Source organism: Pseudomonas sp. (assembly GCF_049301935.1).
Lineage (GTDB): Bacteria > Pseudomonadota > Gammaproteobacteria > Pseudomonadales > Pseudomonadaceae > Aquipseudomonas.
In genome coordinates, this window is record NZ_JBAQLP010000057.1 from 80,154 (window position 1) to 93,425 (window position 13,272).

Annotated in this window: 7 protein-coding genes; 3 read left to right on the top strand and 4 right to left on the bottom strand. The window is 61.8% G+C overall.

Annotation, left to right across the window (positions count from 1 at the left end; genetic code table 11):
* Window positions 1–44 precede the first annotated feature (44 nt).
* Window positions 45–746 carry a TSUP family transporter gene (locus WA145_RS08290; protein WP_422581137.1) on the top strand — a complete coding sequence of 234 codons (702 nt, stop codon included), beginning with the start codon at window positions 45–47 and terminating at the stop codon, window positions 744–746.
* Between the two features lie 266 nt (window positions 747–1,012).
* Here the strand turns inward: WA145_RS08290 and WA145_RS08295 are convergent, their stop codons facing one another.
* Together WA145_RS08295 and metH are read right to left on the bottom strand one after the other, a co-directional pair.
* Entirely contained in the window at window positions 1,013–2,338 is a 1,326-nt protein-coding gene (locus WA145_RS08295) for a protein kinase (RefSeq protein WP_422581116.1), read from the bottom strand.
* A 107-nt stretch (window positions 2,339–2,445) separates the two neighbouring features.
* Complete coding sequence (gene metH, locus WA145_RS08300; protein WP_422581117.1) at window positions 2,446–6,162, bottom strand: methionine synthase; 3,717 nt, start codon at window positions 6,160–6,162, stop codon at window positions 2,446–2,448.
* Window positions 6,163–6,330: 168 nt separating this feature from the next.
* Between metH and WA145_RS08305 the strand changes: the two genes are divergently transcribed.
* On the top strand, window positions 6,331–8,610 hold the full coding sequence (locus WA145_RS08305) for a fatty acid cis/trans isomerase (protein WP_422581118.1): 2,280 nt from the start codon (window positions 6,331–6,333) through the stop codon (window positions 8,608–8,610).
* Between the two features lie 74 nt (window positions 8,611–8,684).
* On the opposite strand, the gene WA145_RS08310 is transcribed toward WA145_RS08305, so the two are convergent.
* Window positions 8,685–10,250, bottom strand: coding sequence for a methyl-accepting chemotaxis protein (locus WA145_RS08310; protein ID WP_422581119.1), 1,566 nt, complete (start codon window positions 10,248–10,250; stop codon window positions 8,685–8,687).
* Between the two features lie 260 nt (window positions 10,251–10,510).
* Here WA145_RS08310 and rlmM point away from each other — a divergent pair, with 260 nt between their 5' ends.
* Window positions 10,511–11,566: a 23S rRNA (cytidine(2498)-2'-O)-methyltransferase RlmM gene (rlmM, locus tag WA145_RS08315; RefSeq protein WP_422581120.1), complete on the top strand. Its 1,056-nt coding sequence runs from the start codon at window positions 10,511–10,513 to the stop codon at window positions 11,564–11,566.
* Window positions 11,567–11,615: 49 nt separating this feature from the next.
* On the opposite strand, the gene WA145_RS08320 is transcribed toward rlmM, so the two are convergent.
* A complete protein-coding gene (locus WA145_RS08320) occupies window positions 11,616–13,160 on the bottom strand; it encodes an alpha/beta hydrolase family protein (protein WP_422581121.1) in 1,545 nt (514 codons plus the stop codon).
* Between the last annotated feature and the right edge of the window lie 112 nt (window positions 13,161–13,272).

Sequence of the window (13,272 nt, forward strand, 5' to 3'; positions counted from 1 at the left end):
CCCTGGCCACGGCCATGGCCTATAGTGCCGACGACTGCCTGGCGATGCTTATCGTGTTATGCGCCAGTCTGGTGCAGGCATGGCTGGGCATAGGCTTCGCACTGCTAGGGGCGCCCTTACTCTACCTGCTTAATCCCGACTATGTGCCGGGCCCGGTTTTGCTGTTGGGGGTCGTCCTCGCCACGTGCATGACTCTCGGCAATCGCCAAACCCTGGCCTGGCGCCGGCCCATGCCTGCTATCCTCGCGCGCCTGCCCGGCGCCTGGTGCGGCGGCCTGTTGCTCGGCCTGCTACCTAGCGCCTGGCTTGGATTGCTGCTCGGCGCCTGCGTGCTGCTAACCACCGTCTCCAGTTACCGCTGGCTGGAGATCCGTTGCACTCCACGTAATCTGGCTTTCGCCGGCTTCTTTTCAGGGCTGATGGGCACCGCCACCTCGGTCGGTGGCCCGCCTATGGCGCTGGTATACCAGACCTGCGAGCGCCTTAGTACGCGCGATGAACTAGCCACTTTCTTTCTGCTGACGACCCCGGTTTCGCTGCTTGTTCTTTCTTATCAGGAGCGCCTGCCCCCGGACTTTCTAACTACCAGTTTCAAACTGGTGCCTGCGGTGCTCGCCGGCTATGGCTTGGCCCGCTGCCTTGATAACAGCATCGACAGACACAGCCCACGCCGGTTGCTGTTGCTGTTATCTCTAATGGCATCCTGCTGGCTGCTGGCGAACAACCTCTGGCAGCTATTAAGTTAGCGGCTGCGATTGAGTAGCAGCCCGTGAGCCTAATACGGATCCCGGAATTACCCCTGCCGTCTTAGACAGTTTCAACCGTCAGCTTTAGAAGCTGAATCGATACACAAGCAGGTGTCCGCTTTTGGCCGGATCTCTGCCGGTCGCCAATCTGCCTTGAGCTGGTCAAGCCGAACTAAAAGGGGGGCGCAGTGATTTTTTTGATCAATTCGCAGTGGTCGGGCTGTTAGATCATTTATCTGCGCCCTCTTTGAGCGCTGATGATGTATTTAGGTCAGGTTGCAGTCTTGCAGGCACTCTTGAATATCGACAAACAACGGACGCTCGGCACGTTGCGGGTTGCTGCACTGCGCATGCAGTTGCCACAAGCGGGTTTGTTGATGGGGCTGATCCGCCTCGTTACAACGGTGTAACAACTCTTCTAGCAAACAGGCAAAGGCCCGGGTCTCGAGCTGTTGCAGGGCGATCCCATCGCTGCTCTGTGGTTCAAAAAACGAAGCAGCGCCGAAATCGCCCAGTAGCGTTTGCCCTGCTTCGTCGACCAGCAGGTTATGCGCATACAAATCGCCATGAAGAATGCCACGTTTATGCAGATGAGCGACGGCCGCCGCTGTGCCTCGCAAAATTCGTAATGCTTCTGCTACGGTGAAACGCCGCTGCTCGGCGTAACAGTCGCGCGTGCAGCTGGCGAGTGAGGGGGGGCCGGCCAGCGCTTGGAAGCTTGGCGCAATACGCTCCAGTAACAGGCCGGGCGGGCCGTCCTGCACGGGTTGCAGTGGGCCGGCAACGCTGATCAGGTTGTGGTGTTCAGCGGCTGCTATACAGGCGGACATCTCACTGTGGGCAAGCCCGTCGCTGGTCATGTCACCTTTGAATATTTTGACTGCCATGGCCTGCGCCGGCTGGTTTGGCCGCTGCCAGGTCGCACTGCGGATGATCCCCGAGGCGCCCTGGCCGAGTATTTCACCCAGCTCAAGCGTGTCACGCGCGATGGTCGGCAGTGAGTGTTGCCGGAGAATTTCAGCTTCGCTGGCGTCACTCAATGGATTGCCGGCAAAGGCCAGCCAGCACAAGGATGGTAATCCGCTAAGCCACGCCGGCAGATGCTCCAGGCGGTTAGCCGCGATGCGCAGCAGCTCCAAACGCTGCAGCTTGGCCAGGCTCTCGGGTAGTGCATGGAGCCGGTTGCCCGCCAGCATCAGCTTTTGTAGGTGTGCACAGTCGCCTAACTCCGGCGGTAGCTGCTGCAGTCGATTGTCGGTCAGGATCAGCCAGCGCAACGCGGGCGGCAGTGCCGCCGCCGGCAGGTGCTGAATGCGGTTGCTCTTGAAACCGATCATTTCCAGCTGCGTGCAGTTGCCCAACACCTCAGGCACTGAGGTGAACAGGTTGTCTGAGCAAAATACAATACGCAGCTTATGCAGGCGCGCTAAGTCAGCGGGGAGTGCGCTGAGGCGATTGCCCGAGAGGTTGAGCACTTCGAGACTGTCGGCCAGAGAGAAAATCTCCTCTGGGAAGTCAGTCAGGTTGCAGCAAAGGTCTAGCCGAGTAATGCCGGCCAGTTCTCCACTGCGAAGTTGTTCAAGGCTGTGCATAAAAAGGGGGCTCGCGCACTGGGAACCATTCCCAGTGCCATTGGGCTGGCAAAAGGTGTCAACACGGCGGGTACGGGCTAAGCAGGCTGTCGCCCGCAACCGCGTGTTTAGTTGTCGTAACCCAGGTTCGGTGCCAGCCAGCGCTCGCTGACATTCAGGTCCTGCTTTTTACGCGCGGTGTAGCTTTCTACCTGGTCCTTGTCGATCTTGCCGACGGCGAAGTACTGCGCCTGGGGGTGGGCGAAGTACCAGCCGGACACCGCAGCCGCCGGGAACATGGCGTAGTGCTCGGTGAGGAATACGCCGCTGGCGCCGGCCTTGTTGAACTCGGCGGCGGGGTCGAGCAGGGTGAACAGGGTCTTCTTCTCGGTGTGATCCGGGCATGCTGGGTAGCCGGGAGCGGGGCGGATGCCCTTGTAGGCTTCCTTGATCAACTCGTCATTGGACAGCTGCTCGTCCGGCTCGTAGCCCCAATAGGTGGTGCGCACTTCTTTGTGCAGCCACTCGGCGCAGGCTTCGGCCAGGCGGTCGGCCAGGGCTTTGACCATGATCGAGTTGTAGTCGTCGCCGGCGTCCTGATAGGCCTTGGCCACTTCTTCGGCGCCGATGCCGGCGGTGGTGATAAAACCGCCCACATAGTCGGTGATACCGCTGTCTTTCGGTGCAACAAAGTCGGCCAGGGAGTAGTTCGGCTTGCCGTCCGGCTTGATGGTCTGCTGGCGCAGATGGTGCAGAGTGGCCAGCTTCTCGCCGTTGTCGGCGTAGACGTCCAGATCATCGTCATTCACCTGGTTGGCCGGCCAGAAACCAAAGACGGCGCGGGCGCTGATCAGTTTCTCGTCGATCAGCTTCTTCAGCATTTCCTGGGCGTCGGCATACAACGCGGTGGCGGCTTCGCCGACCACTTCATCGGTGAGGATGCGCGGGAACTTGCCGGCCAGGTCCCAGGAGATAAAGAACGGCGTCCAGTCGATAAACTCGGCCAGAACATTCAGGTCGATATTTTCCAGCACCTTCACCCCGGTAAAGCTCGGCACGCTGGGCTGATAAGTCGCCCAGTCGAACTTGGGTTTGTTGGCGACGGAAGCGGCGTAGCTTAGGCGCTCGGTGCGCGCGCTGCGGTTGGCGGTGCGCTCGCGTACTTCGATGTAGTCCAGGCGGGTGCGCTCGACGAAATCGGCCTTGAGTTCCTTGGACAGCAACTGGGTGGCCACGCCGACCGCACGGGAGGCGTCGGTGACATAGACCACCGCATCGTTCTGGTACTTGGGCTCGATCTTCACCGCCGTGTGGGCTTTCGAGGTAGTCGCGCCGCCGATCATCAGCGGCAGGCTAAAGCCCTGACGCTGCATCTCGCGGGCGACATGCACCATCTCATCCAGCGAGGGGGTGATCAGACCGGACAGGCCGATGATGTCGCATTTCTCGGCGATAGCCGTCTGCAGGATTTTCTCCGCCGGTACCATCACGCCCAGGTCGACTATGTCGTAGCCGTTGCAGCCTAGAACGACGCCGACGATATTCTTGCCGATGTCGTGCACGTCGCCCTTGACCGTGGCCATAAGGATCTTGCCCTTGGCTTCCGGCTTGTCGCCTTTTTCCAGTTCGATAAAGGGGATCAGGTGACCGACTGCCTGTTTCATTACTCGGGCGGATTTGACCACCTGGGGCAGGAACATCTTGCCGGCGCCAAACAGGTCGCCGACCACGTTCATCCCGGCCATCAGCGGGCCTTCGATCACTTCGATGGGCCGCGCGCACTGCTGGCGGCATTCCTCGGTGTCTTCGATGATATGGCTGGTGATGCCTTTGACCAGCGCATGCTTGAGGCGGTCGACCACGCTCCAGCTACGCCATTCTTCGGTCTCGATTTCCTTGACGCTGCCGTCGCCCTTGTAGTTATCGGCAATCGCCAGCAGGGCCTCGGTACCGTTCGGGGTGCGGTTGAGCACCACGTCTTCCACCGCATCGCGCAGCTGCTTGGGGATCTCGTCGTAGATTTCCAGCTGGCCGGCGTTGACGATGCCCATGGTCAGGCCGTTCTGGATCGCGTAGTACAAGAACACCGAGTGAATGGCTTCACGCACCGGGTTGTTGCCACGGAAGGAGAACGACACGTTGGACACCCCGCCGCTCGACAGGGCGTGGGGCAGGTGGTCGCGGATATAGGCGCAGGCCTCGATAAAGTCGACCGCGTAGTTGTTGTGTTCCTCGATGCCGGTGGCCACGGCGAAGATATTCGGGTCGAAGATGATGTCTTCCGGCGGGAAGCCCACTTCATTGACCAGAATGTCATAGCTGCGCTTACATATTTCCTTCTTGCGCGCGGCGGTGTCGGCCTGGCCGGCTTCGTCGAAGGCCATTACCACCACAGCGGCGCCGTAGCGTTTGCACAGCTTGGCGTGGTGCTTGAACTGCTCGACGCCTTCCTTCATGGAGATCGAGTTGACGATGCCCTTGCCCTGGATGCACTTCAGACCCGCTTCGATCACCTCCCACTTGGAGGAGTCGATCATGATCGGCACGCGCGAGATGTCCGGCTCACCGGCGATCAGATTCAAGAAGGTGACCATGGCCTTCTGTGAATCGAGCATGCCCTCGTCCATGTTGATGTCGATCACCTGGGCGCCGGCTTCCACCTGCTGCAGGGCGACTTCCAGGGCCTCGGTGTAGTTGTCCTCGCGGATCAGCCGGGCGAATTTGGCCGAGCCGGTGATATTGGTGCGCTCGCCGACGTTGATAAACAGCGAGTTGCGGTCGATGGTAAAGGGCTCCAGGCCCGACAGACGGCAGGCCTTGGGAATATCCGGAATCACGCGTGGCGGGTATTTGCTCACCGCTTCGGCAATCGCCTGGATATGCGCCGGCGTGGTGCCGCAGCAGCCGCCGACTATGTTGAGAAAGCCGCTTTGAGCGAATTCCTCGATCACTGCGGCGGTTTCCGCGGGCGTTTCGTCGTATTCACCGAAGGCATTCGGCAGGCCGGCGTTGGGGTGGGCGGACACATGGGTTTCCGCCTTGGCCGCCAGCTCTTCCAGGTACGGGCGCAGGTCCTTGGCCCCCAGGGCGCAGTTCAGACCCACGGAGATCGGCCCCGCGTGGCGCACCGAGTTCCAGAAGGCCTCGGTGGTCTGCCCGGACAAGGTGCGGCCGGATGCGTCGGTGATGGTGCCGGAAATCATAATCGGCAGTTCGACGCCGTCATCCTCGAACACCTGCTGCACGGCGAAGATCGCCGCCTTGGCATTGAGGGTGTCGAAGATGGTCTCGATCAGGATCATGTCCGCGCCGCCTTCGATCAGGCCGCGGGTGGCTTCCACATAGTTTTCCACCAGCTCGTCGAAGGTGACGTTGCGGTAGCCGGGGTTGTTGACGTCCGGGGAGATCGAGCAGGTACGGCTGGTTGGGCCCAGCACGCCGGCAACGAAACGCTGGCGATCCGGGGTTTCCAGGGTCTTGGCATCGGCCACTTTACGGGCCAGGCGTGCGCCTTCGACGTTCAGCTCATAGGCCAGCGCCTGCATGCCGTAGTCCGCCTGGGACACCTGGGTGGCGTTGAAGGTGTTGGTTTCCAGGATGTCCGCGCCGGCATCCAGATAGGCCTTCTCGATGGCGCCGATCACGTCCGGGCGGCTAAGAATCAGCAGATCGTTGTTGCCCTTGACGTCGCTTGGCCAGTCGGCGAAGCGCGTGCCACGGTAGTCTTCCTCTTCCAGCTTGTAGCTCTGGATCATGGTGCCCATGCCGCCGTCGAGGATCAGGATGCGTTCCTTCAGGGCTTGCTGAAGTGCGTTAAGGCGGGCGCTGCGATCGGACAGAGACATGGAGAGAACTACCTGGGACGCGTGAAAAAAGGATGCGCGATGATAACAAAGCTGCACGCTTTTGCAGTGGTCTGTGCTTTTACATGAATCTTGCTCATGTTGGTGGGTTGGCTTTGCCAGGCCGGCACCCGCTAGAATCGGCGCTTAAGCCATTTTAGAGATGTTTTCATGGTCTGCCGCTTACTGCTCGGCGTGTGTTTGTTGTTCATCGGCTCATTACAGGCGGCCGAACCCATCGCCTACAGCCGCGATATTCAACCGATCTTTACCCAGCACTGCGTGGCCTGCCATGCCTGTTACGACGCCGCCTGCCAGCTCAACCTGGGCAGTGCTGACGGTGTGCAGCGCGGCGCCAGCAAGGCGGCGGTTTACAACGGCAGGCGCACTCAGGCGCAGGAACCCACGCGCCTGTTTGTCGATGCCCATGGCGCTGCGGCCTGGCAGCGCAAGGGCTTTAGCTCCGTGCTGGATCCTCAGGGCAGCCAGGCCGCATTGCTGGCGCGCATGCTGGAGCTGGGCCACCAGCGGCCGTTGGTCGCCAATAGCAAGCTGCCAGCGCAGCTGGATATCAGCATCAAACGGGTCAACCAGTGCCCGCTGCCGCAGGAGTTCGATGACTTTGCTCGGAAGAATCCACAAGCCGGCATGCCGTTCGCGGTGACCGGTTTGAGCGAGGCCGACTACCAGATGCTGCAGAGCTGGCTGGCGCAGGGCGCACCGGTCGATCAGCAGGCACTGCAGGCCAGCGCGGCCGAGGCGCAGCAGATCGCCAGTTGGGAGACCTTTATGAATGCCCCCGGCGCCCGCGAGGCCCTGGTTTCACGCTGGCTGTACGAGCACCTGTTTCTCGCCCACCTGCATTTCGCCGGCGGTGAGCCGGGGCATTTCTTTCAGGTGGTGCGTTCGCGCACGCCCAGCGGTGAGCCGGTGGACATCATCGCCACGCGCCAGCCCAACGAAGACCCCGGCAGCGAATTCTATTACCGGCTGACGCCGGTGCAGGGCGTAATCGTGCACAAGACGCATATCACCTATGGCCTGAGTGCGACGAAGCTGGCGCGGGTCAAAGAGCTGTTTTTCGCCAGTGATTGGCAGGTCGATGCGCTGCCGGGCTATGGCCTGCAGCGCCGCGCCAATCCATTCGAGACCTTTGCCGCGATTCCGCCGCAGGCGCGTTACCAATTTATGCTGGATAACGCCGAATACTTCGTGCGCACTTTTATTCGCGGCCCGGTGTGCCGTGGGCAGATTGCCACGGATGTGATTCGCGATAATTTCTGGACGCTGTTTCAGGACCCGCAGCACGACCTGTATCTCACCGATCCGGAGTACCGCGAGCAGGCCAAGGAGCTGCTGGCAATGCCCGGACAGCTCGACAGCATTGGTGACTTTCTCGGCCTGTGGCGCACCTATCGCGACAAGCGCAATCAATACGAAGCGCTGCGCATGCAGCGCTATGCCGATGCGCCTGCGCCGAGCTGGTCGCATATCTGGGCGGGTAACGACAACGCATTGCTGTCGATCTTCCGTCAGCATGACAGCGCCTCGGTGCGCAAAGGCCTGATCGGTGAGGTGCCGCAAACCCTCTGGTGGCTGGACTTTCCGTTGCTGGAGCGCACCTATTACCAGCTGGTGGTGAATTTCGACGTGTTTGGCAACGTGTCGCACCAGGCGCAAACGCGGCTGTACTTCGATTTGATCCGCAACGGTGCCGAGGTCAACTTCCTCCGTCTGATGCCGGCCGAGTCGCGCCAGGGCTATCTCAGCGACTGGTACCAGAGCAGCGGCAAACTGAAGATCTGGCTGGATTACCAGGCCATTGACACCGATACCCCGAGCGCCTTGCAGCTGCCCGGCAATGACCCCAAACGCAGCTTTGTCGAAACCCTGCTGGAACGCTACGGCAGCCTGAATGCGCGGCCGGACCCGATCAACCGCTGCACGGGCGCGCATTGCCATCGCCCAGGCCTGGACGCCGAGTTGCAGCGTGCCGAACAGTCCCTGAGCCGCCTGGCGGCGAAACCGGCGGGTACGCTCAAGGTGATCGAGCAACTGCCGGAGGCAAGCTTGCTGCGGGTGCAGATGGCCGATGGCCGGCGTGAGGTGTACAGCCTGCTGCGCAACCGCGCACACAGTAACGTGGCCTTTATGCTGGGTGAGGAACTGCGTTATCAGCCGGCGCTGGATACCCTGACGGTGTATCCGGGCGTGCTCAGCAGCTACCCGAACTTTATCTTCAATGTCCAGGCTGAGCAGGCGGCGGCGTTTGTCACGGCCCTGGAGCAGGCGCGCGACGCAGCGGCCTTGGAGAAAGTCGTCGAGCGCTGGGGCATTCGCCGCACGCATCCCGAGTTCTGGCGCTACTTCCACGATATGTCGGCGTATATCCAGCAAACCGAGCCGTTAGAGGCCGGCGTGCTGGATATGAATCGCTACGAGAATCTGTAGGAGCGAGCTTGTGACCTCCAAGGATGGAGGAAAAGCAGCAAGCCGCCAGGAGCGGCTGCTGCCTGGCGCTCAGGTTAGCGGTTAAAACGCTCCACCAGGGCGTATTGACCCTGAGCGGTGGCGGTCAGGGCTGCGCTGAGCAGGGCCGTGTCATGCGCTTCGCCAGCAGTCTTGTCGGCCAGTTGGGCGATGGTGGTGATGCTGCGGTTGACCTCGTCGGCCACCGCGCTCTGCTCCTCGGCTGCGGCGGCAATCTGGTTGGCCATATCGGTGATATTGGCCACCGCATCGCTGATGCCGGCCAGCGCTTCATCGGCCTGCTGCACGCGTTCAACCCCTTCGTCGGCCTGTTTGCGGCCGATTTCCATGGTCAGTACCGCTTCTTCGGCGGTGCGCTGCAGCTTGGCGATCAACTGGTGAATCTGCCCGGTGGATTCGGCGGTGCGTTGCGCCAGTGAGCGCACTTCATCGGCCACCACGGCAAAGCCACGGCCCATTTCCCCGGCGCGCGCGGCCTCGATGGCGGCGTTGAGGGCGAGCAGGTTGGTCTGGTCGGCGATGCCTTTGATCACATCGACCACGCCGCCGATTTCCTGACTGGCCTGCGCCAGGCGGGTCACCGTGTCACCGGTATCACCCACCGATTGCGACAGGCGCTGAATGGCTTGGCGGGTTTCTGCGGCAATGCTGCGGCCGGCGCTGGTCAGGCGGTTGGCGTCCTGGGTGGCGATGGCGGTGCGCGCCACGTTGCTCGCCACTTCCAGGGTGGTAGCGGCCATTTGATTGATCGCGGTAGCCACCTGATCGGTCTCGCTGCGCTGACGCTCAAGTCCGGCAGAGCTGTTGTGCGCCAGGGTGTCGGCCTGCTGGGCTTGCTGGGTCAGCTGCTCGGCGGTGTCCTGCAGACGGGTCAGGCAGGTTTTCAGACGGGCTTCCTGGCTCAGGGCGGACATTTCCAGACGGCCCTGCGCGCCGCGGCTGTCGGTGTACATCTGCGCGATCAGTGGGTCGGAGGTGGTCTGCTCGGCCAGGCGCAGCAGGCGCTTGAGGCCGCGCTGTTGCCAGTTCAGCCCGGCCAACCCTAGCGGTACCGACAGGCCAGCGGCGAGGGCAAAACCCCAGCTGGAGTCGAGCCAGGCGCCGAGCAAAAAGCCGATCTGGCTGATAAGGATAAATGGCAACCAGTCCTGCACGATTGGCAGCCAGCGATCACTGCTGGGAATCGCCGATTTACCACTGTTGATGCGCTGGTAGAGCGCCTCGGCGCGGCGGATTTGCTCGGCAGTCGGCTTGACCCGCACCGACTCGTAACCCACCACTTGGTTGTTTTCTGTCACCGGTGTGACGTAGGCATTCACCCAGTAATGGTCGCCGTTCTTGCAGCGGTTCTTGACAATGCCCATCCACGGCCGGCCTTTCTTCAGGGTGTCCCACATATGCTGGAACACGGCCGGAGGCACATCGGGATGGCGCACCAGGTTGTGCGGTGCACGAATCAGTTCCTCGCGGGTGAAGCCGCTGATCTCGACAAAGGCGTCATTGCAGTAGGAAATTTGACCCTTGAGGTCAGTGGTGGAAATCAGCCGTTGTTGCGCCGGGAAGGTGCGCTCACGCTGGGTAATAGGTTGGTTATTGCGCATGGCGTTATTTATTCCTTTAAACGTTATCGGTACTTCGGCCGCTGCTGGCGGAAGTTTAGCCCGTGAATCCAGGCGTAACCGATAAGGGGCAGGTTGTGGCTGTATACCGCGCTGTATTGCAGGGGCGGCTGAGGATCGGTCGGCAGGCTCTAGCGCCTGGCGCAGTGATGTCAGTCTAACCTGCAGGCGATAAAAAGCCGATGCGCAGCAAGCATAGGCGGGTGACTCGGCTATGATGCGCGCCTCGAGGAGAGTCGCTGATGAATACGTTGTTGTTGCACTGCCGTCCGGGTTTTGAAAACGAGGTGTGCGCGGAAATCGCCGAACATGCCGCGCGTCTGGATGTTGCCGGTTATGCCAAGGCCAAGCCGAGTACCGCCTGCGCGGAGTTTATCTGCACCGAGGACGAGGGTGCCGAGCGCCTGATGCGCGGGGTGCGCTTCAATCAACTGATCTTTCCACGGCAGTGGGCGCGCGGGGTGTTTATCAACCTGCCGGAACTGGACCGCATCAGCGTACTGCTCGGCCATCTGGCGGATTTGCCGGTATTCGGCAGCTTGTGGCTGGAAGTGCTGGACACCAACGATGGCAAGGAGCTGTCGAATTTCTGCAAGAAGTTCGAGGCGCCGCTGCGCAATGCCCTGAGCAAGGCCGGCAAGCTGGTCGAGGATGCACACAAGCCACGCCTGCTGCTGACCTTTAAAAGCGGCCGCGAGGTGTTTGTCGGCATGGCCGAGGCGAATAACTCGGCGCTCTGGCCGATGGGCATTCCACGGCTGAAGTTTCCCCGCGAAGCGCCGAGCCGTTCGACCCTTAAGCTGGAAGAGGCCTGGCACACCTTTATCCCCCGCGAACAGTGGGATGAGCGCCTGTCCGATGAGATGACCGGGGTCGATCTGGGCGCCGCGCCGGGCGGCTGGACCTATCAATTGGTCAAGCGCGGCATGCTGGTCACCGCCATCGACAACGGGCCGATGGCTGAAAGCCTGATGGACACCGGTCTGGTGACCCATCTGATGGTCGACGGTTTCACCTGGAAGCCCAAGCAGGCGGTGGACTGGATGGTCTGCGATATCGTCGAAAAGCCCGCTCGCAGCGCCGCGCTGCTGGAAACCTGGATCGGCGAAGGCCATTGCCGTGAGGCGGTGGTCAACCTCAAGTTGCCGATGAAGCAGCGCTACGCCGAAGTGCGCCGCCTGTTGCAACGCCTGGAAGACGGCTTTGCCGAGCGCAAGATCAAGGTCTCGATCGCCTGCAAACAGCTCTATCACGACCGCGAGGAAGTGACCTGTCACCTGCGCCGCTTAAGCAAGTAGGGCTGCGCTTTCCGGTAGGAGCCGATATTTCAGCGTTATTGATGAGGCGCTAGTGCTGTGCTGCCAGCTGTCGCTTCAGCGGCAGCAACTGTGGCCACTCGACGCTTCCTTGCAGCGTGCTGCTGGAGAGCTGCCAGGAAGCATTAAACAGGTACTGGCCGCTAAAGCCGCTGATGCGCAAACCCAAGGTGTCGCCCGGTAGCAGCTGTGTGCTGACGGCCGCCAGTTCGGTACTGGCCTGGCCATTGAGTGGGGTGACTTGTTCGCTCAGTACTTCACTGCTGCCATCTGCGCGGCGAACCACCAGGGCGGCAAACAGCGTCGGCAACTGCGCGGCGTTTTCCAGATGTACGCGCGTTACGCCAATCAGGGCGCTGGGCTGCTGAACCTGTTGCAGGGCAATAAAGCCTGAGGGTTGCAGCAGCCCGCTGCTAAGCGGCCGAATCGGCGTGGCCGGCAGCGCGATATGTTGACTGGCCGGCAGTTGCTGCAAGGTCAAGCCCTGATCCAGATCGAGACTGACGCAGAAGTTGGGAATGCTCGCCGCCACGCCCTGGCGTCCGCGCAGCTTGTCTTCATACCAGCTGATAATGCTCTGGTAGAGGTTGATCGCCCGGCCATCGCAGTGCAGCACGGCCTCATTATTGAATGGCGGCAGGCCGCTCCAGCGTTGCATCGGTGGCGGCAGAATATGCCCGCCCTGCATGCCGAGCAGGCGCACGTCGCGTTCGCCCTGTTGCAGGCAATCACGAATTGCCAGGCCCTGGTTGAGCGGGAACAGGGTGTCGCGCATGCCCTGGATCAGCAGCGCATCGGCCTGTGGGCGCTGGCCGCGCGCGCAGTAGCTGCTCAGGCTGTGGGCCTTGAGCTCGGCGCGCACCGGCTCGCGCATACGGCCGTCGGCGCTTTTCAGGTAGGGCGCCTGGACGAACTTGCCCAGGTCATAACCGGTGGACAGGCCCAGGCTGAGCAGCACGCCGGTCCAGCCGACTTTCAGATGGCTGTCCGGGGCCAGGGCTTCGCTGAGGTCGTACCAGGTGGCAATCGGCACAATGGCGTCGATGCGCGGATCGGTCGCCGAGGCCAGCAGTTGCACGGCGCCGCCGTAGCTTTCGCCGAGCATGCCGACTTTTGGGTCGTTCGGTGCGTCCATGCTCAGGCGCGGCAGATTGGCGGCGGCCCAGTCGATTACCGCCAGGGCATCCTGCACCTCGTACTCGGGGTTCATCATTTCGATGTCGCCCTCGCTGCCGCCCCAGCCGCGCTGGTCGTAGCTGATCACCCAGTAACCGGCCTGCCAGGCTTTTATCGCAGCGCGGCCGGACATCATCTGGGTGCCATAGAAGCCCTTCGGTCGGGTGACCCGCCAGCCGCCCCAACCGTGGGTGTGCACGATTACCGGCGCCTGTTCGCCGACCTTGAGCGCGGGTTGGAATACGGTGGCCGACAGCCGCGTGCCGTCGCGGGCATAGATCACCGCATCGAAGTAACTGGCGGGCAGGTCTTGCCCGGCGCTGGCACTGAAGTCCGGCAAGTGATCGCGGGCGGCGCAGCCGCTGAGCAGCAGGGCGGCAAGTAGCAGGGCAAGGCGCATAGATGGCTCTTATTGGAATGATGGGCGCTGCGCAGCCTGCCTGATCGGGCCGCCTGCGGCTGCCTATCCAAGGTTGTGCTGACCTGTTATCGGATTGCATCCGGCGCGCAGC